Source organism: Edaphobacter sp., assembly GCF_028283685.1.
Classification (GTDB): Bacteria; Acidobacteriota; Terriglobia; order Terriglobales; family Acidobacteriaceae; genus Edaphobacter.
The window spans coordinates 397,033-419,322 of the sequence record NZ_JAPWKF010000010.1 but is presented as its reverse complement, the minus strand read 5'-3'; the positions used below and the strand labels follow the sequence as shown (position 1 = coordinate 419,322).

The following is a 22,290-nucleotide window of genomic DNA, read 5'->3' as shown; positions in this document are numbered from 1 at the left end:
CAGTTTCTTATCGAATAATCTTGAATGCAGACGAAGTGATGACGAGGTAAACGGCGGTTCTTGCCTTCAGTGATGGGTCAGAAGTAGATTCCATCGCTGCTTCGATGGTTTGCCTCATGTCGGAGGTCATTGTTCCGTGGAGGAATACCGTGTTGAGGTAAGCCAGCAACTGGTCGGGGCCGGCTTGCACCAGAGTGCCGAGAGTGCCCGTCGGCGAATAATCAATGGAAAGACTGCCTGCCTGGCCGGGAGTTACGACCCAGTCTGCAACCAGCAGCCGCTGTACTGTGGTTGCTGTGTTCTCGATGCCGAATTCGGGTGCAAGAAGGGTAGAGTTCGGCAATTGATTCGAAGGCGAGAAGAAGTTGAAGACGCTAGGGGCATTGAAGGGCGTCTCGTTCATTGTGATGGCCCAGTATTCCAGCACCTGGTAAGCGTTTGCGCCGTCCACTAATTTGGTAGGCTGAAGACCTCTTGTAACAGCCGTGGCCCAAAGGATTGGCTCCTGCAAATGGCCGAACTCTGGCTGCGACGCGTTCGGATCGTCCAATAGCCGCGCCTCGGGATCGAGCAGGATGGCACGAACAACGGCGCTCATATCGCCGCGTACGCCATTCCCGTTGTCCACAAAAACCTGCGCGATTCGCTTGATGTAATCGGGGCTCGGATTGCTGGTGACAAGGTGCTGAATCAACTGCTTGCAGACGAAGGGCGGCAGTGAAGGATGTTGGAAGATAGCGTCCAGCGCTCCATCAAGATCCTGCTCTGCTGTCTGGCCCGCGGGCAGGACCACGCCACTGATGATTGCCTTCGATCCGGTATCGTGTTGCGAATCGTAGGGGCTCATGAAACCGGATAGAGAGACTGTCTGCGGTTGAGTCCAGCTTCTTGCCGGGCCGCCTCCAGGGACGGGGTAGGTCCACCCGGTATAAGCCCGCGCAAAGGCCTGTATCTGTGCAGGCGTGTAATTGGGGATGGGATTGCCGGAGGCATCCAGGTCCAGCGAGCCATCCATGTTCATCTGGTAGATACCCAGAGAAAACAACTGCATGAACTCGCGCGCGTAGTTTTCGTTGGCGATGTCGCTGGCGGTTGGCTTGGCACTTTGGAACATATTCAGATAGCCGCCCATCGCAAGTGAGAGCGTTACGTCGTGCATGAGCTGGCGCCAGTTGCCAAGGGAGTTATCGGACAGAGCGTTGAGGTAGGTCGGCATCGTATCCGCTCTTTGACCGGCAACCACGAACATGTCTGTGAGAGCGAATGCAATACGCTGGCGCAGCTGATCGGGCGATTCCATCGCATGCTGCCACCAGCTGTACCAGATGCAATAGTTGATGTTGTTATCGCAATAGGCTGGCACTGCAACCGTGATGTCGAGAGGAGCGAACTCCGTTGGTGTTGCCTTGATCTGCTCATCCAGATAGGCGTCCAAACCCTCGGATTGCACCTGCCGGATCAGCGGCATGGTCGCACCGAAGGTGCTTTGCGCCAGCAGGCGGCCTGCTGCACGTGCCGACGCCATTTGAAGCTGCAGGGGAACGGAGGTGGTCCCGGATGTTTGTTCGCCTGGCCCGGAGTTTTCGATTGCGATCTGGATTGGCCCTTTGCCAAACGCAGAGGCCGAAAGCATCGCCGTCAGAATCGTTCCTGTGCTCTGAGAGGACATCGGTGATCCCTGAAGCAGCAACGCTGGAGCATTGTTGAACGACGATCCGTTGACGGTAAGCAATGCCGTCGCGCCGCCATCGGTGGAGACGAGGGAGGCCGAAGAGATCGTCGGAACAGGTTGCATGACGGTGACGCCAAGCTTTCCATTTGCTGCACCAATCGCGGCAGAGATGGTGATGATGTTTGGCGATGGAACGATTGAAGGTGGGGTGTAAATACCGCTGCTGGTAATTGATCCAACAGTCGACGAACCGCCGGCGACTCCGTTCACTTGCCACTGCACGGCCGAGGTGCTGTTGGCCACCGTCGCTTTGAACTGCTGTGGCGCGCCTGCAATTACTGAGGTGGGACCTGCGACTGCGATGGTCGTCGGCTTTGATGAGGAACCAACGGGGGAGCTGCTCGCTGACGTGGAAGAGGGGGCTGATGGGTTGCCACCTCCGCAGCCTGAAAAGGGCGTGATGAAGGCGAGAGTGGTTATGGCAGTGAGCCAGGAATGAGTCGTGTTCCGTCGCACACAAGTACTCCTTGCGCCGGTTCACGAGTCTCTGTCAAAGCAGTCCACGGAATGCGAACACGCTGCGCTTGTAGACCCATCGGCGCAGCGGAATGACTCTTGAAAAACAAGGATTCTGTCTGGAATAAGACCAGTTTTGATACAGGTGTAAGAGGGCACATTGCGGAGATCGATGGAAGCGTGAGTTCACGTCGCTGCAATGACGGAGCGAAACAATTCCCTCCCCGTAAAGTGGTATTTACCCACGCGATATCAATCGCATAATAAGATGAGATGCTCTCGCAGATGATCCAGTAAGGGCTGCAGGAGTGGCAGTGAACCTGGCTGCGCGAGCGAGGTTATGAGTCGCTGTGCAGCTCACGTATGCACCCAATAACGCTCAGTGTGCGTATTGCTGAATCTGATTGAATTCAAGAGCGCCTGACCGGGCGACCAAAAATAATCAGATGAGACGCTGACTGCGCTACACTGAGATCGACCCAGTAAAATCCGGCGAGCTAGAGGCACAGATTGTCAGGCGCCATTCTTCAGGTAGACCGTTCGAGGGTGCCTTCACAGGGCAACAAAGCCCTGTATGCGGAAAACTGGTTATCCATTGCAGGGCTCGCAATACTGTTCTTCGGTAGCCGTGGAATTGCAATGCGGTATGGCTTTCACTATCTAGTCACACAGCATCCTGCGTCGTGGCAGCTGCTCGATCTCGATATCCTGCGTCATCACCTTTGGCGAGGGCTCGTTCATCTTCACGGACAGCCACCGCTCTTCAATGCTCTGGTGGGCATGTGTTTAAAGTTTGGTGGTTCGCGATATGGCTCCCTGTTGCTTGCCATCCAGTTTGTGCTCAGCTTTCTTTCCTTCGTCTCTGTTTTCATCATTCTTGTTAAGCTGCGCGTCCGTTTAGGCATCGCCTATCTCGTAAGTGCAGCATTGCTCCTCAATCCAACGGTTATCGCTTTTGACTTCGATGGATTGTATACAGCGCTTGTTTCAAGTCTGCATTGTCTGATCGCGCTTGCCATTGTTTCCTATGTGCAGCGTCGCTCTTCTGTTTCCATTGCCTGTATCTGCTTCCTAATGGGCTGCCTCACCCTGCTTCGGTCCAGTTATCAATGGCCGTGGGTGATCCTGCTGTTTGGAATCTTGTTCTTTTACATTCCTTCCAATCGACGGCAGATCGTGACAGCGGGGGCCATCTGTGTAGGGATATCTCTTCTGTGGCCGGCAAAGAACTATCTTCTATTCCGCCATTTTGCGTCTTCCACGTGGGGGCCCTACAGTCTGGCGAAGCACTGGAATGCGGAGAGAGACAGAGCCATCATCGATGGCTTCGTTGCTCAGGGCCAGATTCAGACATTTCGTAATGACGGTTCTGATCTGCCGACGGAGCTGAGACGTCACTGGCCTGCTGCACCAACGGGTTTTCCTGAGCTCGATGCTGTGACGAAATCGGTTGGTGGCGATCCCAATTGGAACTCCCTGTCCATGCTGCGTATGCATGATGCAGAGCTCAAAGACGATGTCTTTCTCTTCAAACATGCGCCCAAAGTGTATGCAGTGGCCGTGATGCACGGGATTGTGCAATATTTTGAGCCTGCCTCAGATTATCTGATGTTTCGTGGTGGAGAGAGCGAGTCGCAGTATAAGAAGCTGGCAGGAGTCGACGTGTGGGCTAATCGATTCTGCTGCAATGTTTTTGCTCCTAAGAACCACTCTGATAGCGCGTCAAATGTGGAAGGCGGGCACTCAGGTTCCGATCTTCTCGCCAAACTTTGTATCGGCGCGGTTCTAGGAGAGCTCGTCATTCTTGCGTTTCTGTTGACTCTGCAGAAGGAATCATTCTGGCGGAAGGATCAGGATCGAAAACTCCTGTGCTTGTTGCTCTCCTCCACGGTGAACTATGCATTTTTTCTAGTGGCACTGGTAGAGGTAAACGAGAACATGCGCTACCGGTTTGAAACGCAAAGCCTGGTTGCTGTGATCGCTGTTGTGTTTCTCCAGCAACTTTGGGACGGCCGCAAAGCGAAGCCCATGATTGAGAATGTGGCCTGAGCTTCAGAGCGGAAGCCAATGAAGTAACAGGAGAAAAATACTTCCAGGCGCCATCTATGCAGGCCGGGACTTGACGACCTCAAAACGCTCTTTGAGACGCAGGAAGGGCAATTCCCAATAGCGGTAAGAGAGCGATGCAAACAGGATTGTTAGCGGCAAGGACAGGGTGTATACGAGCCAGGCAGGATGCTCTCGAAAGTACGGAAGGCGGTGCGACAGGACATGTGTGATTAAGAGCGCCGAGCCATGAAAAACGTAGAGCCCGTAGGAGATCTTGCCTAGACTTTGCAGTGGTCCTTCCGCTGCCATGGGGAAGCCGAGAAACGCGAGAAAGATGAGTAAGGCGCCGATCCCGGCGGTGGGAAAGACAAAATAAGGTCCAGCAATGGATCCTGCGGCAACGAGTACAAAGAATCCTGCGATGCCCATAAGGATGCGAGCCACAATCGGCAGCGCTCGTGGCCGATAGGCGCTCATCATGATGCCCAGCCCGAAGTACTGAAAGTGCGGGAAGGACGAATACCATTGGGCATTGTAGTAAGGGACGTGGTGATAAATCATGGCTGCGGTGATGATCTGCGAAATAACCCAGATCGTTGCACCGGCGAGTACCACTCGCTCGCGAGTGAGGATACGTGCCAGAAATGGCCAGAGCAGGTAAAACTGTTCTTCTACGCTGATACTCCAGAGCATTGAAGCAAGGCCCATATTGTAGCCAGCGGCCTGCATGAAATTGCCCGCCATGAGGATTGCGCCAAGTAGTGTGATCGGGGCGAAGTGCAACTCAGGCCGGTGAATCAGCTGGCCAAGCGCGAAGGCAGAAAAAAGAAAACCAAAGTAGAGCGGCCAGATGCGAAGAATGCGGCGGACGTAAAAACGCCGTAGTGAGATCGTTCCTGATTTCGCTTTCTCACGGAGAAGCAGCTCTGTGATCAAGTAGGCGCTCAGCAGGAAGAAGATAGGAACCCCGAACGAACCCGCGTCCTTGAGTAACCCCAATAAAAAGGGCAGATGCGCCGTCGGTGAAATCGCGTGATACATGAAAACAAGGAGGAACGCGAAGAAGCGCAGGACATCCAGTTCAGGACGATAAAATCGCTGGCTGCTCTCAGTGCGCATCCGGGAATGTTCCAGAACGGCTCCGGTCATGCATGTACCTACTTAAAGGGGAGTTGCTTTCTTCTGTCAGTTTCTCACGGCTGGTGAATATCTCTAGCAAGATGAGCGATGCACTATCTCGTCTGGCGAACGTAACCCGCATTTAAATGAAGATTATGCAGAATATTCATTTATCTCAAAATGTTCTGATCGCACTGGTTTGCTGCGGCAAAAACGAGCGGCTGCACACTGCTCAATCTATAGCCGTTTATCAAGACGAAGGGGTGCTTTGAAGTGGGGCGCTACGGATCCTGAACAGGCTCGTCGTGAAACAAATAGCTTTTCAGGACTGATCCATAGGCGCATCAGTTGTGCTGCGCTGCAGACTGAATTGCCTATGTATGATGCGCTCCTGCCACATTATTAACGATGTTGGTCACCATATTATGGTCGGCCGGCTCTTTCGGAAGCCGGCTCGTGAGGCGCCAAAATCCGGTTAGACTGATATCAGCCCATGAGCCTAAAACGAAATACCCTTTACAACCTTCTTGGTTCCATCCTCCCCATGTTTATCGGTATGGTGACCGTTCCAATCTACCTGCGTACGATTGGGGATGCGCGGTACGGCGTTCTGGCTCTGGTCTGGCTTTTCCTGGGATACTTTGGCCTCTTCGATCCCGGCATCAGCCGCGCTGCAACGTACCACATTGCGCGGCTTCATAAGCCGGAGCAGACGAAGGAACGCGAGAGCGTTTTCTGGACGGCACTGCTGGTGAATCTGGGATTCGGTCTGGTTGGCGGGATCGCGGTTTATCTTGCTGCACGGCCGGTCTTCATGACGACGTTCAAGATGCCGGAGAACATGCGGGCAGAGGTGATGGCCAGCCTGCCCTGGCTTGCCTCCTCGGTGCCGATCTCCATCGTAACCGGAATGATCGGCGGCGCCGTGCAGGCGCGCGAGCGCTTCGCTTCCTACAACATTGTGGGTGTCGTGGGCGCCATACTTTCGCAGATCGTGCCGCTGGCGGTGGCCAAGTTCCACGGGCCTAACCTGGAATGGCTGATTGCAGCAGTACTGATCACACGCATCGTGTCTGCCGCTCCTTATTGCTTTACCTTGTGGACGGCGATGCCGCTTTTCAAGGGCGGTGGGTACGACCGCAGGCTGGTCAAGCCACTGTTCTCTTACGGCGGCTGGATTACTGTCACCAATCTTCTGAATCCGATTCTGACAACTGCCGATCGCATGCTGGTGGGCAGCGTGCTGAACGCACAAGCTGTTGCCTTTTACTCCGTGCCGTTCAACCTCGTCAGTCGCGCATCGGTTATTCCAGGGTCATTGCAGACCAGCCTGTTCCCGAGGCTGAGCCAGGCGAGCACTCCAGAAGAGAGCGGCAAGCTGGCTTACAGCGCGGTGGCAGCACTGGCGGCGGTCATGACGCCGATCTGTGTGATTGGCATCGCCTCCATGCCTATCTTCATGCGGCTGTGGGTCGGAAGCAGCTTTGCGGATCATTCCTGGGGAGTCGGCGTCGTACTGCTGATTGGAATATGGCTCAACGCCCTCGGTTACATTCCGTACGGCCAGCTGCAGGCGATGGAGAAGCCCGATGTGGTGGCGAAGTTTCATGCCATTGAACTGGTTCCCTTTCTCGGTGTGTTGTGGCTGGGACTGCATTTTTTCGGTCTGATTGGAGCGGCATGGGCGTGGACCTTCCGCATGGCGATTGACTCCGCCCTGCTGTTCGCCGTCGGCAGCAAGATCAACGGATGGACGCGCGTGCTGACTGGCCTTGGCCTGGTGTTGCTGGCAGCCGTCTTCCCGCCGCAAAAGATTCTTTCGGTGCGCACACTCATCGAGCTTGCGATCATTGCGGTCTCGATTGTTTGGTCCCTCAGGATTAGCCCCGCAGTCGGCAAATTGCTGCGGTTGAAGTTTGGTTCAAAGGGCCCCTCACAAGAGGTGGTTGCATGACCTCTTCCGCGGACGCGGGCGCTTATTCATCCAAGGCAGTCGCGGAGCGAAGTATCTCTATCTGCATGGCTACCTACAATGGCGCGCGCTTTCTTCGGGATCAACTCGATAGCCTGGCGCGTCAAACGCGTCTGCCGATGGAGATCGTCATCACAGACGACCAATCCAGCGACGAGACGGCAGAGGTCGTCGCTGCATTTGCCCGCACCGCCCCCTTTGCGGTTCGTTTTCATCGCAATGAGACGCGGCTTGGGTACGGCGACAACTTCATCAAGGCAGTCGAGCTTTGCAGGGGCGATCTCATCTCCTTCTGCGATCAGGACGACGTGTGGATGGAGAACAAGCTGGAGATCTGTGCGGAGACCTTCCGCGACCCCGGCGTGAAGCTGTGTGTCCATTCCGGAGAACTCTGGGAAGGGGGCGAGGAGCGCAGCGGCCGCCGCATCCCCGACTATCCACGACGCGAGGCATTTGAGCCATGCGCCCTTCATCCGCTGCAGGGGTCGTATGGCTATGCCATGGTCTTTCGACGCGAGCTGTTGCAGGTAGCGAACAATCACGATCGCTTCTGCTCGCTTCCGGGAGAAGAACCGATGTCCCACGATCGCTGGATCTGGTTTCTTGGAACGATCTTCGGTGGTGTCGTGTTGCTTCCGGATGCGCTGGCACTGTACCGGCAGCACGGCAACAACGTGATGGGAGGCATCGCAACCGGGCTGGGTGATTCGCTTGCTGGTGCATCCAGGCCACGCAACGACCTCCAGCGGGCAATGATCGAGGAGCACGCTGTCGAATATCTTGATGGTCTTGCAGCCCATCCCCTTGCGGAAGGAACTGCTCCTCTGGCGCACAAGGCAGCACGCATTCTCGAGCGCGGCGCAAAGTCCAACCGCGTGCGCGCACGGATCTTTGACACGGATGCCGGCCTTCCGGCTCGCCTGGGTGCGTTTCTCAAGCTCACTGCATCGGGTGGATATGCCGTTCCTGCATTACGTTCCGGCCGCACCGGGCAGTATCCTCGCCGCTCACCGATGCGCGGCATGGCGCGTGATTTTGCATTTGGAGTCTTTCGCTCCGGTTCACTGCTGAAGCGGTGAGTGGCTAAATACGACCTTCTTTATCGAAGGATTCAATGGTGGTGAATTTCCTGGTATGAACAGAAGAATTGTCGAGCTCGACGGTCTCCGCGCTATCGCTATCTTCCTGGTCTTCGGCGTTCATTATGCGGGCTTCTCGCATATGCTCTGGAAATTGCCCACCTATGGATGGGTTGGCGTCGACATTTTCTTTGCTCTGTCCGGGTATCTGATCACGAAGATCCTTCTTGGTCTGCGTGGCAAGCAGCAAGCGTACAAGACGTTTTATTCGCGCCGCATGATCCGCATTGCGCCACCGTATCTTGTTGCGACCGCGGCCGTATTGTTGTTGGGGCTTATCGCAAAACACGCTATTCATCCGGGAGAGTTTCTGCTGCATCAGCTGTTGTTCCTGCAGGCGATCTCTCCTAAAGACCTTGAGTTCTTCCGCGGCCTGTTGACTCACCTCGGCTATTACCTGACGCATATTCCTACGCTTTTCCCGCATCTGACGGTGGCGGAGGTCGGCCTGGATCCCAAGCTATCCGCCGCGACGACAATCTACTGGTCACTTTCGGTGGAGGAGTACTTCTACCTGCTTTGGGCCCCGGTGGTTCTTCATTTCAATAGGAATGTCGCAATCGGCGTTGGGATTGCGGTTTGCCTTGTGTCGGCCTGGCTTCGCATGCAGTACGGCGAGCAAGCCGCATACTTCTGTATTTTTACGCGGCTCGACGCTCTACTTTATGGGGCGTTCCTCGCAATGCTCTTCGACATGTTCGATATACGCGAGATGTACGGCAAGCTTCGGATGACACGCGGTCTGCAGATTGTCGCTCTGGTTTCCGTATGCCTTCTGGCGCTTATCGTCATCGTCCTGCGGCCTGCGCCGGGAGCCGACCTCCGGCAATCGCCGCTGTTTCTCAGCATCGGGCTGGGCCTGATCTCTATTGCGGCGACCAGCCTGGTGGGATTGCTTGTCATGCGCGCAAATACAGAGTGGTGGGTCTGCCGACTACTACGTACGAGGCCGTTCCAATTTATCGGAACCATCAGCTATGCGATGTATCTGTTTCATATGATCGTCGCGTTCCTGGTCAATCGAGTCTTCATGGCAGCCCTCAAGCGGCCTTATGAGATTCCGCAGGCACTGCTGTCAGTGGTGTTGACGATTCTCTCCGCATGGCTTTCGTGGCACTTTATTGAGAAGCCAATGCTTCGATGGAAAGACCGTCACTTCCCCGCAGTGCAGGTCAGCGAGCCGACGCTGAATTAGTAGCGAGTGAGCCCTGTCAGGGCTCTTCGGCAGGGCAAGTATCTGCCAGTTTTCGGCGGCTGGCGCGTAGTGACGAGGGAGTCCGGCTGCTAAGCTAGCTGCAATGGTCCATCTCATTTGCCCCAGCGAGCACCATGAACTCCACCACTAAACCTCTGAAACCATTCGTCTCAGTCGTCATGCCCTGCTATAACTCGCGTGGCACGATTGGGGACACTCTGGAAAGCGTGGAGGCGCAAAGCTATCCTCGCGAGCGCTTCGAAGTCATCGTGGCCGACAACGGCTCGACGGACGGTAGCTGGGAGTGGATTGCGGAACGCTTCCCGCAGGTAAAGCTGGTTCGCGCCCTTGAAAAGGGGTCCGGCAACGCGCGCAATGCGGGATTTGCTGCTGCCAAGGGTCAGTGGGTTCTCAGCATTGACAGTGACTGCGTGGCCGATCCGCAGTGGATGGCCCGGCTGATCGATGCCATGGAGGAAGCTCCGGAAAACACAGGGGCTCTTGGAGGCTATGTAAGGCCTTATCGGCTGAGGACGCTGGTGGAGCGGCACCAGCCAGCCTGGGTGGCGCAGCCCGATCTGTCAGATCCTGGAAATAAGGTTCGCTATACCGCTACGCCGAACGCGATCTTCAATCGAGCGGCGGTAGAGGAGATCGGTGGCTTCGATGCGAGCGCAGGACACGATGACACGGATCTGGGGCTCAGGCTCTCCGCCGCGGGGTATCGATTCGGCTTCGTTCCCGAAGCCGTTGTGGTGCATCGTAACCCCGTGACTCTGGCAGAGCTGTATGAGCATCGCCTGAAGTATGGTGAGCGGAACTTTATTCTGGCGCAAAAGCATGGCTCGATCTTCGGCGACCCTACGGGAGACAGGAAGCGGAGACAGCTTCTGCGCGTGACCCTGCTTCGTATTGCCAAAGACGCCATCAAGCTGCCGCTATCTGTGTTCTATCGCCCCAAGGGGGCTCCGATTGGCTGGCCGCTGGTCGATGCGGTGATGGCCTGGGGCAACTACCGGGGTTTTGCCAATATTTCGGTGAAGACAGGCGAAAGGCCGGCATAGTCTCCGGGTGACCTCGTTGGTTCAGCTCTGGAAGCGGAGCGCGCTGCGGGCCCTGAGGCGTGCGGCCTCTTCTTCGCGGTTTCTTGGTGCGGCGTTGGTTTCGAGGGCGGCGAGGAGCTTGGCGGAGGTCTGGGCGATCTCGTCGATGGCCTGCTGGAAGGCCTCTTCGTTTGCCTTCGAGGGCTTGTTGAAGCCGCTGATCTTGCGGACGAACTGCAGGGCGGCGGCGTGGATCTCGTCGTCGGTGACGGGCGGGTCGAAGTTAAAGAGCATTCTGATGTTGCGGCACATGGGTGTGTCCTCCCCCTCTTCGCCAACACTTTATCGTGTTCGGGCGGTTCACAGCAGAATGGCGTGCCGAATGAGGTGGCTGAGGGGACATATCAAGGCGAGATCGTCTACCTGAAGACGTGGATGGCGGCTCGCGTGGGGTATATGGACGCGACGTACGGCAACTAACTGACAGAACGACCGATACCCGCCGGGGATGGCCTCTCCGTGCGGGTATCGGTCGTTTAAGCCCTTGACAGCTTCGGTACTCTAAAATGTCAGGGGTATACAGAAGGAGAGAGTGCTTTGGCAGATACGATCTTTGACGTTGTGGTTCTTGGCGGCGGCCCGGCGGGTTATACCTGCGGCATCCGCGCGGCGCAGTACGGTTTGAAGGTAGCGTTGGTCGATGCAAATGACAGACTCGGCGGCACTTGCCTGCTTTGGGGCTGCATTCCTACCAAGGCGCTGCTGTTTACGGCGGAGATCTGGGACCATCTGAAGCATGGCGAGACCTACGGTATCGACGGCGTCTCGGCGCCGAAGCTGAACTGGAAGAACGTGATGGCCCGCAAGGACGACGTGATCACGCGTCACACCAAGGGGCTCGACTTCCTGATGAAGAAGAACAAGATCACGACCTTCAAGGGATTCGGCACGCTGACCGGTTCGGCGAAGGACGGCGTTCACACCATCAGCGTGAAGTTGGCCGACGGCAAGACTGACACCATCAAGGCGAAGAAGGTTGTGCTGGCCACGGGGTCGGATGCGCGCGTTCTGCCGGGCTACAAGCCGGATGACACGATCCTGACCAACTACGAGATTCTGAAGATCGCCGAGGCGCCGAAGTCGCTGATCGTGATCGGCTCGGGTGCGGTGGGTGTTGAGTTTGCGTCGATCTTCAAGAGCTTTGGCGCGGAGGTAACGATCCTCGAAGTGCTGCCGCGGCTGGTTCCGGTGGAGGATGAGGACGTGTCGAAGGAGCTGCTGCGCCAGTTCAAGAAGCGCGGCATCGACGTGAACCTGTCGATCAAGGACACCAAGATCGAGAAGACCAAGGGCGGCGTGAAGGTCACCTGGACGGACTCGAACGGTAAGCCGCAGGTGAAGGAAGCCGAGAAGGTGCTGATGGCCGTTGGCCGCTCGCCGCGCACGGAGGGCATTGGCCTGGAGAAGACGTCGATCAAGCCAGAGCGCGGCTTTGTGATGACCAATGAGTGGATGGAGACGACGGAGCCGGGCGTGTATGCGATCGGCGATATCGTCGGCGGCATGCCGCAGCTGGCGCACGTGGGTGCGATGGCGGGTCTGGTGGTGGCGGCGAAGATTGCCGGGCAGTATGCAAAGCCGATCAACCGGCTGCGTATCCCGGGCTGCACGTACACGGAGCCGCAGATCGGCAGCGTCGGCCTCACCGAAGCGCAGGCGAAGGAGAAGGGCTACCAGGTCAAGATCGGCAAGTTCCCGTTCGTCGGCAACTCGAAGGCGACGATTCTCGATGCACATGACGGCTTCGTGAAGGTGGTCGCGGATGCGAAGTACGGCGAGATTCTCGGCGTACACATCATCGGACCGTATGCGACGGAGATCATCGCAGAGGCCGTGACGGCGATGCAGCTGGAGGCGACGGTGGAGGAGATGATGTTCACCATCCACGCTCACCCGACGGTTGCGGAGGCACTGCTGGATGCGTTCTCGAGCGTTGAGGGTAAGGCGATCAACGTTTAGTGGCATAGACTGATGCATAAAGAGGCGGCCTTCGGGCCGCCTTTTCTTTTGCAGGTGCATGCGAGATGGTTGATATCCTGGCCTCCAACCTTGTCTTATGGCCTCCTTTTACTTTTCTACTGCGGCGCAGTTCTTATCGGAATCGTTTGATACGTTGCTGGCGAGATTGTCGACGGCATACGCGCACGAAGGCTTCACTGCCCAGTTTGTGGATCAGACACTGACCTGGGAGCGCGATCTTCGATCGTTGCGACAAACCCTCGGGGAATGCATGCAGCAGTCCGCGACGGCTACCGGGTGGGGAGTGGTGCTGGAGTTTGACGTGCCGCGGAAGGCGCGACGAATTGATGTCGTTGTGCTGGTTCGGGACACGATCGTGATCGTCGAAGCGAAGACGAGTGAGGCGGGCGCAGGCGCAAAGCAACAGGCAGAGACGTATGCACTTTTGTTGCACTACTTTCACAAGGCCTCCGACAAGCGGAAGATTGTACCGGTGCTCGTATTAGCTGGGGCATCGGCGCCTGATTACCTGGCCCTAAATCAGCAGGAGTTTTATCCTCAGACGTCCTCGTACTGGATTGCTCCTGTGACGAGCTGTTCGTGGGAGCATCTGCCGGCACTCCTGTTGAACATCGAGCGGCATGCAACGGGACAGATTGCGGTGTCGGAATGGGAGAGCAGTCCGTACTTTCCTGTGCCGAGTATCATCGACGCCGCGCTTGCACTGCGGAACGGCCTATCCATCGGAGCGATTGCCAAGTCAGAGGCCTCGGAACACGAGATTGAAGCCGTCCGGGAGACAATTCAGGACTACATGAACATAGCGCGAGAGCAGCAGCGACACGGTATCTGTTTTCTTACCGGCGTGCCGGGTTCGGGAAAGACACTGGTGGGCCTGGGGCTCGCTCACGCGAGCGAGAACAAAGAGAACCCTATTCACTTCATGAGTGGAAATGGTCCGCTGGTAAAGGTGTTACAGCATCTCTTCGCGCAGGAGAGTCAACGCCAGGGGACTCGAGCGCATGAGGCCAAGGAACATGCGCGGACGTTGATCGAAAACGTTCATGTGTTTGCAAAGAACTATACCGACAGAGATCAAGGTGCTCCATCGAATCACGCCATCGTTTTTGATGAAGCGCAAAGGGCATGGAATCGTGCGCAAAACATGAAGAAATTTCAGCGCGATTACTCCGAACCGGAGATGCTGCTCCGCATTATGGAACGACATGAGGACTGGTCTTTTGTTGTGGCACTGGTGGGTGGCGGCCAGGAGATCAACGATGGTGAAGCGGGGCTCGAGGAGTGGGGGCGCGCTCTGCGTAGCAGCAGGAAGAAGTGGACTATTTATGCATCGCCAGAAGTGCTTCAAGGAGGGCCTTCGACCGCTGGCCACAAGTTGTTTGAAGACGCAGCGAGCGACTGTACTGTTATCACGAATCCACACCTTCATCTGCGCACTTCAAACCGCAGTTTGCGAGCGGAGAAGCTGGCGAGTTGGGTGAACTGCGTCCTTGATGGAGATGCTGATGGAGCCGCAGCGATTGGTGTCACGCAGCGTTTCCCAATCTTTCTTACCCGCAGCCTCGATACGCTCCGGAGGAAGCTGCATGCACAACGACGTGGTGACAATCGATACTGTTTAGTTGGGTCATCGGGTGCAGCCAGGTTGCGTGCGGAGGGCTTGGAGCCAAGCTCATCGTTTCACGCGGAATACGCGTGGGAGCATTGGTATCTTGCCGGCCCGAATGATGTTCGCTCGAGCTATTGCTGTGAAGTCTTTGCTACGGAGTTTGAGATTCAGGGACTGGAGCTGGACTGGATTGGACTCTGCTGGGGTGGCGATATGGTGTGGATAGCAAAGCAGTGGCAGCTACGTGCGCTGCGCCATGGTGCTCCAAGCAAATGGAACATCATGAAGAATGAAGAGAAGAGGAGCTACCGTAAGAACGCTTACCGCGTGCTGCTGACACGCGCGCGGCAAGGGATGGTCATCTTTGTGCCGCGCGGATCGACAGATGATCCAACAAATGCGCCGGAGGAGTTCGACGCGACTGCCCGCTTTCTTCTTCGTAGTGGCGTATTGCCGCTTGATGCAGACATGGGGACAAAGAGCGATGACCAACAAATCGAAACGGGCTTGTTCGCATAACGCGTTGTTTCGTCATCAACTTTGCCTTAGGCGGATAATAGAAGCGTGAGCGAAGGGTACATCCATCTTCTGGAGCTGGGGCGTGTTTCGTATGCCGAGGGGCTGGAGGCGCAGCGCCGCGTGGTGGAGGCGCGGAAGGCCGGGCTGATCGGCGACACGTTGTTGTTGCTGGAGCATCCTCCGGTGCTGACGCTGGGGCGGAACTCGCATCGGGAGAATCTGCTGGTGAGCGAGGAGCTGCTGGCGGCGCGTGGCGTGGAGCTGCATGAGATCAATCGTGGCGGGGATGTGACGTATCACGGGCCGGGGCAGCTGGTGGGATATCCCATCGTGGATCTGCGCGGCGATCTGCCGGGCAAGAAGGGGCCGCACCTGGGGCCGGTGGACTTCATGCGCATGCTGGAAGAGGTGATGATCCGGGTGTGTTACGACTTCGGCGTGCCGGGGCAGCGGATTGCGGGGCGCACGGGGGTCTGGACCATTGCCAGCGGGTCGACGCCAAATCCTGCGAACGAGAAGAAGCTTTGCGCGATGGGGATTCATGTCTCACAGGGGGTGACGTCGCATGGCTTCGCGCTGAATGTGACGACGGACCTGCGCGACTTCGATCTGATTGTGCCGTGCGGAATCACGGACCGTGCGGTGACCTCGCTGGAGCTGGAGGCGCAGGCGACAGATGATGCGGCTCGGCAGCCGACGATGCGCAATGCGATCAATGCGACGGCGCGAAACTTCGGAAGGATCTTCGAGCGGCAGATGTTGGCGTGCGATTCGGTGGATGAGCTGTTGGCTTCTGCAGCGCAGGCTTGATCGCGGCTGGCGTGTGAGTCGCTTCAGCCGTTTCTTCAGGTGGCACGGTTGGTGCTTTGCGATGGGGCTGAGATGCACCTGTGGTCGGAAAGCAGGTTTCCCCACTGTGTGGCTGCGGCGTTTCGGTCGAAGGACAGTTCTTTCGGCGATCAGTGAATAAGAATCGATCGGTGAATCTGCGCCCGCTTTGCGGCTGCCTTATTGACTGGTGATTTGCGTTTGAAGGAGTTTGTGACGAACGGCATTTACATATTCCTTTATCGGCATATATAAATCTTCGGTATGGCAAGGGCTGCAACAACCTCTGATGTCTTCAACGCTGTGGCGGAGCCGCGGCGGCGGGAGATTCTTTTGTTTCTGCTGGACCGGGAGCGTCCGGTGACGGATGTGGTCGATGAGCTGCAGCTGGATCAGCCTTCGGTCTCGAAGCATCTGCGAGTGCTGCGGGATGTGGGGCTGGTGAGGGTGCGGCGGGATGGCCGGCACAAGTATTACCGGACGCGTGCGGAGGGGATTCGGCCGCTGCACGACTGGGCCTCGACGTTTGAACGCTACTGGAGCCATCAGCTGCTGCGTGTGAAGGAGCGCGCGGAGGGAATGGCGCGTGCAGCGGAGCGGGATGCGAAGAAGAAGTAGTGGACTGACAACGAATAGATAGGGATGAGGAGGAACACATGCTGGCAATGGCAAACGGTATCGAAGACCTGACGTTGACGCTGACGCAGGAGATCTACGTGGAGGCGCCGCTGGAGACGACGTTCGAGGCGCTGCTGGAACAGTTGGGCGAGGCAAATGTGAAGCCGGACGGCACACCGATGCCGTTGGTACTGGAGCCGTGGCCGGGCGGCCGGTGGTATCGCGACCTGGGCGAGGAGAACGGCCACTGGTGGGGCAACGTGCAGGCGATCAACCGTCCAGTGCTGCTGGAGATGGCGGGGCCGCTGTTTATGTCGTATGCGGCGGCGAACAATGTGCAGTACCGGCTGAGCGAAGTGGAGGGAGGGACGATGATCAAGTTCCGCCACTCGGGCATCGGGCTGTTTGAGGCGGAGCACAAGAAGGGCGTGCATACCGGCTGGAGCTACATCCACGACAAGGTGAAGCGGAAGGCGGAGGCGGCGAAGTAGACGTTTGGGTGTGGCGGCAGCGATTCAGTTTGCAACAGCAGATTCCCCCGCTTCCTGCACCAGTCAGCAAGCTGATCCGTTTGCTGCGAAATGACAAATGCAATTGCTCGGGAATGGAAAACAAACGCGGTATGGCAATGGAACGTAAGACATCGTTACGTGAAGGAGATGGTGTATGTCGATAGCAACTTCGTTGTTGTATGAGTTTGAAGCACAGGCAGCGGTGACGCGGCGATTTCTGGAGCGTTTGCCGGAGGAGCGGCTGACGTGGAGGCCGCATGAGCGGTCGATGACGGCGGGACAGCTGGCGCTGCATCTGGCGACGGTGCCGGGGCGGGTGGTGCATGCCATCGAGAAGGATGAGCAGCAGGTGCCGGACTTCGGAGAGTTTGCGCAGCCGACGAGTTGTGACGAGGTGATGCGGGCGCTGGAGGCGAGCGTGGCGACCGTGAAGGAGCTGCTGCCGCGGTTCAGCGATGCAGCGATGAATGCTCCGTGGCGTCTGCTGGCGGGCGAGAAGGAGGTTCTGCGTCAGCCGAGACAGCAGTTTCTGCGCGACGTGATGCTGAGCCACTGCTATCAGCATCGCGGTCAGTTCAGCGTGTACCTGCGGCTGATGAATCTTCCTGTGCCTGCAAGCTGGGGGCCGAGCGCGGATGAGCCGCCACTGTTTGTGCAGGCCGAGGCGTTGGCGCGGCCGCGCGAGGCTGTGGCGGTGTAACGAGGCCCTGTGCGTTTGCTGCGCGCCGGTGAGTGGCTACTTGCGGGCGCGCGGCGAGTGCAGCGGCAGGTCGACGGTGATGGGGGAGTGGTCGGAGATCTGCTGGGCAGGTGCGTTGTTGAGCGTGACCATGGTGCGGGGAAAGACGGGCGCGAGGGTGCCGGTGTCGGTGCGGCCTCTGTAGAGGGGTTTGACGAAGAACCAATCGAGCTTGAAGCGTCCATAAAACCCCTTGAAGTCGCGGGGCAGGGCGAAGGTGTAGACGAAGCCTTTGCGGGCGCGCTGGTTGCTGTTGGCGAGGCGCCTGGAGGTGTCGTTGACGGTGAATTTGCGGTCGCCGCGGAAGTCGAACCTGCCATGGTCGGTGAAGCGGAACTTCTGGGTGGTGGAGAAGAGGGCGGCTTCCTTGTTGTTGGCGAGAATCTTGATGTCGAAGGCGGTGGGGTCGCTGAAGTTCTTGAAGTAGTTGAGGGCGAAGAGCGACGGGAGGGGAGTTCCCATGCGGACGGCCTGTCCGGCCCAGAAGCGATAGTCGGTGGCCTTGGATTTGAGGATGTAGCCGAGGGAGAGCTTGGCGGCGTCGGATCCCGTAGTGTTGAGGTCGCCGGAGAAGATGACGGGGTATGGGGTCTGCTTGATGGCGTCGAAGATGGAGCGCATCTGGCGCAGGCGGCAGGCGGGCGGGCACTTGTTTTCAAGATGCGCGTTGACGATGGTGACCTTGCCGCCGGGGACATCGGGGATGGAGAGGTCGGCGATGATGGCGATGCGGCCGCCGCGACGGATCTCGCGCTCGATCTTTTCGAGGAAGATTTTGTCGGAGGCGAAGCGCTTGCCCTGCTCGATTTTGGAGACGCTGTCGATCTCTTTGCCGAACCAGTCGTAGCAGACGGGCAGGCGAACGACGTGGACGTTCGAGATGGGATAGCGGCTGAGGATGGCGGAGCCGTGGAGGCCCTTGTAGCGGGCGGGGTCTGCCTTGAGCTGGGTTTCGAGGTCGGTGCGAAGCTGCTCGTCGCCGCCGGTGTCGGAGGAGGTGAGCTGCTCGGTGCCGAGCTTGAGGGGATCGACCTCGACGAACTCGGGGGCGTAGACGAAGTTCATCTGAAGCTGGGACGCAAGCTCGCGGGCGACGTCGCGATAACCGCTGCGGAGCATGCCGAGGTCGACCTCGTTGAGGATGAGGATGGAGGCCTGGCTAAGCTGGGCCTCCTCCTGGGTGGCCTTGTCGAGGTCGTCGGCGCTGAGGGCGGGATTGTCTTTGGCGAGGCGGGAGCGAAAGGTCTTGTCTCCCTTGAGGGCGAGAACGACCCAGTCGAAGTTTTCGCCGCGCTCGATGTTCCACTCGGCGGCGCGGATGGCAGGCCCGAGCGTGGGGAGCTGGAGAGGCGTTGCGGTGCGGGAGGCGGAGTTGTCGAGCACGACGGAGTGGAGGACGTTGCCGAGCCTGGCGTCGAGGTCTTCAGGCAGTGGTGCGGAGCTGGAGAGGGTGACGAGCTCGGAGAAGGTGAAGGTGGGAAAGGCGCCGGGCTTGTATGTTGCGGTCTGCGCGTGGAGGGCGGCAGCGAGTGCGAGCAGGATAAGGGGCGCGGTGCGTGTCAGGTGATGCATTGCTTCCGTGAGTGATGGTACACGATGGCCGGTGGCTGGAGCCTGTCACCAACCCATCTGGGCCATGCGTCTGAGGATGATGTTGCTGTAGCTGTTCATGCGTTCGGGGCGGCGGCGCAGTGGTGCGGGCAGGATGGCGGCGAGGCGGGCGGCCTGCGGGCGGCTGATGCGGCGGGCGGGGACGCGGTCGTAGTACTGGCAGGCGGCTTCGGCTCCGTAGACGCCGGGGCCCCACTCGACGACGTTGAGGTAGAGCTCGAGGATGCGGCGCTTACCGAGCACCAGTTCGGCGACGGGGACGAGCGAGGCTTCGGCTGCCTTGCGCAACACGGAGCGGCCGGTGCCGAAGAAGAGGTTCTTGACCAGCTGCTGCGTCAGGGTGGAGGCGCCGCGGATGCGCTCGCCTTCGCGGTCTTCTTCGGCGGCGATCCTGATCTGTTGCCAGTCGAAGCCGTGGTGCTGGTAGAAGCGTCCGTCTTCGGCGGCGACGACGGCGTGCTGGAGGTCGGGCGAGATCTGCGTGAGCGGGACGAAGCGGTAGCGCAGATCGTATGGCCTGGGGCTGAACCAGGACTGCACGCGTCGCTGGACGTGGACGGCGGTGGAGGGAGGGTCGATCCAGCGCAGGCCGACGAGGGTGAGCGCGGCAAGCAGCCACATGGCGGCGAGTGCGAAGCCGAACGCGAGCGCCAAGGTCAGCGCCTTCTCTTTCTTACTCTTCTGGCGCCAGATGGGGAGCCAGATGGCCGGGTATGCGGAGAGCGCTGTCGTCACAGTCCAAACTATAGCGGGCCGATGCGATTGGTCCGGGTGCCATCCTGCATGACGCGCGTTTCTGCCGCCGTTGGTCTTGATGTTATCCGCGTTATCTCGCTTGTCCCGGTTGGGAGTCACAGGGGGACGGCGGCGATGGTTGTGGGATGGAGACCGGCATTTGCACCGCGGGTGGTGCGGCGTTAACCGCCTTGTCATCAACGACGGTGCGATCTGCGCGCTAAAAGGACATTGCGGTCGCTAACCGCACCGGATACGCGCCAGGGCTGTTGAAATCCTCGTATAATCCGATTCGTATGCCCGGCTTTTGCCGGGCAGGACGGAGTGTTGCTTAAGCCCCGCCCGTAATCGTTTCAGGGAGATACGCATGCCGACAGACGTACTGATGCCGCAGATGGGTGAGTCCATCACCGAGGGAACGATCACCAAGTGGCTGAAGAAGCCGGGTGAATCGGTGGAGCGCGATGAGCCGCTGTTTGAGATCTCGACCGACAAGGTGGACGCCGAGATTCCTTCGCCCGAGGCCGGTGTGCTGAAGGAGATCAAGATTGCGGAGGGTGCGACGGTTGGCGTGAACACCGTGGTGGCCGTGATTGATGGTGCGAACGGCGCTTCGGCTGCTGCTCCTGCTAAGGCGGAGACGGCTGCCGCTCCTGCGGCGGATTCGGTGGCTCCTGCTGCCGAGGCAGCTGCCGCGCCGACGGCTTCGGCGGGCGCGAGCACCGAGGTGCTGATGCCGCAGATGGGTGAGTCGATCACCGAGGGCACGATTACGAAGTGGCTGAAGAAGGTTGGCGACAGCGTTCAGCGCGATGAGCCGATCTTCGAGATTTCGACCGACAAGGTAGATGCGGAGATTCCTTCGCCTGCTGCCGGTACGCTGCTCGAGATCAAGGTGCAGGAGGGTGCGACGGTTGGCGTGAACTCGATCGTCGCGGTGATCGGTACGGCTGGGTCGGCTTCCGCGGCGGCGCCTGCTGCTTCCGCGGCGCCTGCTGCTGCTGCGCCGGCTGAGGCTGCCGGTGCGGGCACCGAGGTGCTGATGCCGCAGATGGGCGAGTCGATCACCGAGGGCACGATCACGAAGTGGTTGAAGAAGGTTGGCGACAGCGTTCAGCGCGATGAGCCGATCTTCGAGATCAGCACGGACAAGGTAGATGCGGAGATTCCTTCGCCTGCTGCCGGTACGCTGACCGAGATCAAGGTGGAAGAGGGCAAGACCGTGGGCATCAACACGGTGGTTGCGGTGATCGGCGGAGGCGCGGGCAAGGCTGCCGCGGCTGCACCGGCGAAGGCTGCACCTGTTGCTGCTGCTGCACCTGCTGCCGCCCCGGCTGTTGCTGCGTCGGCTTCGGCGGGCGATCGCGGACGGACGTCGCCGCTGGTCCGCAAGATTGCCAGCGAGAACAATGTCGACCTGTCGCAGGTTGCGGGAACCGGTTCTGCCGGACGCATCACGAAGGACGACATCATGGGCCACATGGCGGGCGGCGCAAAGCCTGCTCCCGTTGCTGCTGCACCTTCTGCTCCGGCGGCTGCACCTGCTGCTGCTGCACCGAAGGCCGCTGCACCTGCTGCCGCAGCACCGCTGCCGGGCGAGCTGGTACCGATGACGAAGATGCGTTCGATCATTGCGCAGCGCATGGTGGAGTCGAAGCGCACCTCGCCGCATGTGCATACGGTGTTCAAGGTCGATATGACCCGCATCGTGAAGCTGCGCGAGAAGGAAAAGAACAAGTACGAGCAGCGCAACGGCGTGAAGCTGACCTACATGCCGTTCATCACGCGTGCTGCGGTCGTCGCGCTGCGCAAGCACCCCATCGTCAACTCGGCGGTGAAGGGCGACGCGATCCAGTACAACAAGAACATCAACGTCGGTATTGCCGTCGCGCTGGACTGGGGCCTGATCGTTCCGGTGATCAAGCAGTGCGAGGAGAAGAACTTCCTCGGCATCGCGCGCGGCATCGTGGATATTGCGGAGCGCGCCCGCGGCAAGAAGCTTGCTCCCGATGAGATCTCGGGTGGCACGTTTACGCTGACCAACTCGGGTATCTTCGGCGAGCAGTTCGGCACGCCGATCATCAACCAGCCGCAGGTCGCCATCCTGGGCATCGGCGGCATGAACAAAGAGCCGCTGGTCCTGACGGACAAGGAAGGCAACGAGTCGATTGCGATCCGCACGATCCAGCGGTTTACGCTGGGCTTCGATCATCGCGTCGTCGACGGCGCGGACGCGGGCAAGTTCATGACCGACTTCAAGAGCTATCTGGAGAACTGGTCCGAAGACATCGGCTAGGCTTCGCGCTCCTTCGCGGAGGGCGATAAGCGCCTTCTTCGACGCAAGCATAACAAGATTGGCGGTGGTCTCTTTCCG

17 protein-coding genes are annotated in these 22,290 nt (G+C 58.6%); 12 read left to right on the top strand and 5 right to left on the bottom strand.

The genetic code is table 11. The features are described 5' to 3' along the window. Positions 1-7: 7 nt before the first annotated feature. The gene (locus PW789_RS19855; protein ID WP_299380317.1) at positions 8-2,188 is read right to left on the bottom strand and encodes a DUF1800 family protein; all 2,181 of its coding nucleotides are present in this window, start codon (positions 2,186-2,188) and stop codon (positions 8-10) included. Positions 2,189-2,698: 510 nt separating this feature from the next. Between PW789_RS19855 and PW789_RS19850 the strand changes: the two genes are divergently transcribed. Continuing rightward, on the top strand, positions 2,699-4,237 hold the full coding sequence (locus PW789_RS19850; RefSeq protein WP_299380315.1) for a hypothetical protein: 1,539 nt from the start codon (positions 2,699-2,701) through the stop codon (positions 4,235-4,237). A gap of 54 nt (positions 4,238-4,291) precedes the next feature. Here PW789_RS19850 and PW789_RS19845 read toward each other — a convergent pair whose 3' ends face one another. Beyond that, a complete protein-coding gene (locus tag PW789_RS19845; protein WP_299380312.1) occupies positions 4,292-5,386 on the bottom strand; it encodes an acyltransferase in 1,095 nt (364 codons plus the stop codon). Positions 5,387-5,849: 463 nt separating this feature from the next. Between PW789_RS19845 and PW789_RS19840 the strand changes: the two genes are divergently transcribed. The 4 genes from PW789_RS19840 to PW789_RS19825 all read left to right on the top strand — a co-directional run bounded on the left by PW789_RS19840 (position 5,850) and on the right by PW789_RS19825 (position 10,726). Further along, positions 5,850-7,310 carry a flippase gene (locus PW789_RS19840; RefSeq protein WP_299380309.1) on the top strand — a complete coding sequence of 487 codons (1,461 nt, stop codon included), beginning with the start codon at positions 5,850-5,852 and terminating at the stop codon, positions 7,308-7,310. Further along, the gene (locus PW789_RS19835; protein ID WP_299380306.1) at positions 7,307-8,407 is read left to right on the top strand and encodes a glycosyltransferase family 2 protein; all 1,101 of its coding nucleotides are present in this window, start codon (positions 7,307-7,309) and stop codon (positions 8,405-8,407) included. The genes PW789_RS19840 and PW789_RS19835 overlap by 4 nt, the downstream gene beginning before the upstream one ends. 55 nt (positions 8,408-8,462) lie before the next feature. Next, positions 8,463-9,662 (top strand): acyltransferase, encoded by a 1,200-nt coding sequence (locus PW789_RS19830; protein ID WP_299380303.1) that lies wholly within the window; start codon positions 8,463-8,465, stop codon positions 9,660-9,662. A 134-nt stretch (positions 9,663-9,796) separates the two neighbouring features. Continuing rightward, positions 9,797-10,726, top strand: coding sequence for a glycosyltransferase (locus PW789_RS19825; RefSeq protein WP_299380300.1), 930 nt, complete (start codon positions 9,797-9,799; stop codon positions 10,724-10,726). A 21-nt stretch (positions 10,727-10,747) separates the two neighbouring features. On the opposite strand, the gene PW789_RS19820 is transcribed toward PW789_RS19825, so the two are convergent. Next, on the bottom strand, positions 10,748-11,017 hold the full coding sequence (locus PW789_RS19820; protein ID WP_299380297.1) for a DUF2277 domain-containing protein: 270 nt from the start codon (positions 11,015-11,017) through the stop codon (positions 10,748-10,750). Between the two features lie 285 nt (positions 11,018-11,302). On the opposite strand from PW789_RS19820, the gene lpdA reads away from it, so the two are divergent. The 6 genes from lpdA (at position 11,303) to PW789_RS19790 (ending at position 17,531) form a co-directional block, all read left to right on the top strand. After that, positions 11,303-12,724, top strand: a complete 1,422-nt coding sequence (gene lpdA / locus PW789_RS19815) for a dihydrolipoyl dehydrogenase (protein ID WP_299380294.1) — start codon at positions 11,303-11,305, stop codon at positions 12,722-12,724. A gap of 97 nt (positions 12,725-12,821) precedes the next feature. Then, the gene (locus PW789_RS19810) at positions 12,822-14,873 is read left to right on the top strand and encodes a DUF2075 domain-containing protein (protein ID WP_299380291.1); all 2,052 of its coding nucleotides are present in this window, start codon (positions 12,822-12,824) and stop codon (positions 14,871-14,873) included. Between the two features lie 45 nt (positions 14,874-14,918). After that, on the top strand, positions 14,919-15,683 hold the full coding sequence (gene lipB, locus PW789_RS19805; protein WP_299380288.1) for a lipoyl(octanoyl) transferase LipB: 765 nt from the start codon (positions 14,919-14,921) through the stop codon (positions 15,681-15,683). Between the two features lie 282 nt (positions 15,684-15,965). Continuing rightward, positions 15,966-16,319 (top strand): helix-turn-helix transcriptional regulator, encoded by a 354-nt coding sequence (locus PW789_RS19800; RefSeq protein WP_299380286.1) that lies wholly within the window; start codon positions 15,966-15,968, stop codon positions 16,317-16,319. Between the two features lie 38 nt (positions 16,320-16,357). Further along, positions 16,358-16,810, top strand: coding sequence for an SRPBCC domain-containing protein (locus PW789_RS19795; protein ID WP_299380284.1), 453 nt, complete (start codon positions 16,358-16,360; stop codon positions 16,808-16,810). 175 nt (positions 16,811-16,985) lie between these two features. Next, the gene (locus PW789_RS19790; protein ID WP_299380281.1) at positions 16,986-17,531 is read left to right on the top strand and encodes a DinB family protein; all 546 of its coding nucleotides are present in this window, start codon (positions 16,986-16,988) and stop codon (positions 17,529-17,531) included. A gap of 36 nt (positions 17,532-17,567) precedes the next feature. Here the strand turns inward: PW789_RS19790 and PW789_RS19785 are convergent, their stop codons facing one another. After that, positions 17,568-19,142, bottom strand: a complete 1,575-nt coding sequence (locus tag PW789_RS19785) for an endonuclease/exonuclease/phosphatase family protein (RefSeq protein ID WP_299380278.1) — start codon at positions 19,140-19,142, stop codon at positions 17,568-17,570. 45 nt (positions 19,143-19,187) lie between these two features. Continuing rightward, positions 19,188-19,916: a monofunctional biosynthetic peptidoglycan transglycosylase gene (gene mtgA / locus PW789_RS19780; RefSeq protein WP_299380276.1), complete on the bottom strand. Its 729-nt coding sequence runs from the start codon at positions 19,914-19,916 to the stop codon at positions 19,188-19,190. A gap of 367 nt (positions 19,917-20,283) precedes the next feature. On the opposite strand from mtgA, the gene PW789_RS19775 reads away from it, so the two are divergent. Then, positions 20,284-22,212, top strand: coding sequence for a 2-oxo acid dehydrogenase subunit E2 (locus tag PW789_RS19775; RefSeq protein WP_299380273.1), 1,929 nt, complete (start codon positions 20,284-20,286; stop codon positions 22,210-22,212). Positions 22,213-22,290: the final 78 nt, after the last annotated feature.

What these genes read in the sequence shown, in the direction of transcription:
- PW789_RS19830 (WP_299380303.1), top strand. Translation starts at nt 8,463, where the DNA reads ATGAACAGAAGAATTGTCGAGCTCGACGGTCTCCGCGCTATCGCTATC.
- PW789_RS19835 (WP_299380306.1), top strand. Translation starts at nt 7,307, where the DNA reads ATGACCTCTTCCGCGGACGCGGGCGCTTATTCATCCAAGGCAGTCGCG.
- PW789_RS19800 (WP_299380286.1), top strand. Translation starts at nt 15,966, where the DNA reads ATGGCAAGGGCTGCAACAACCTCTGATGTCTTCAACGCTGTGGCGGAG.
- PW789_RS19820 (WP_299380297.1), bottom strand. Translation starts at nt 11,017, where the DNA reads ATGTGCCGCAACATCAGAATGCTCTTTAACTTCGACCCGCCCGTCACC.
- PW789_RS19810 (WP_299380291.1), top strand. Translation starts at nt 12,822, where the DNA reads ATGGCCTCCTTTTACTTTTCTACTGCGGCGCAGTTCTTATCGGAATCG.
- PW789_RS19840 (WP_299380309.1), top strand. Translation starts at nt 5,850, where the DNA reads ATGAGCCTAAAACGAAATACCCTTTACAACCTTCTTGGTTCCATCCTC.
- PW789_RS19775 (WP_299380273.1), top strand. Translation starts at nt 20,284, where the DNA reads ATGCCGACAGACGTACTGATGCCGCAGATGGGTGAGTCCATCACCGAG.
- PW789_RS19785 (WP_299380278.1), bottom strand. Translation starts at nt 19,142, where the DNA reads ATGCATCACCTGACACGCACCGCGCCCCTTATCCTGCTCGCACTCGCT.
- PW789_RS19825 (WP_299380300.1), top strand. Translation starts at nt 9,797, where the DNA reads ATGAACTCCACCACTAAACCTCTGAAACCATTCGTCTCAGTCGTCATG.
- PW789_RS19795 (WP_299380284.1), top strand. Translation starts at nt 16,358, where the DNA reads ATGCTGGCAATGGCAAACGGTATCGAAGACCTGACGTTGACGCTGACG.
- PW789_RS19845 (WP_299380312.1), bottom strand. Translation starts at nt 5,386, where the DNA reads ATGACCGGAGCCGTTCTGGAACATTCCCGGATGCGCACTGAGAGCAGC.
- PW789_RS19790 (WP_299380281.1), top strand. Translation starts at nt 16,986, where the DNA reads ATGTCGATAGCAACTTCGTTGTTGTATGAGTTTGAAGCACAGGCAGCG.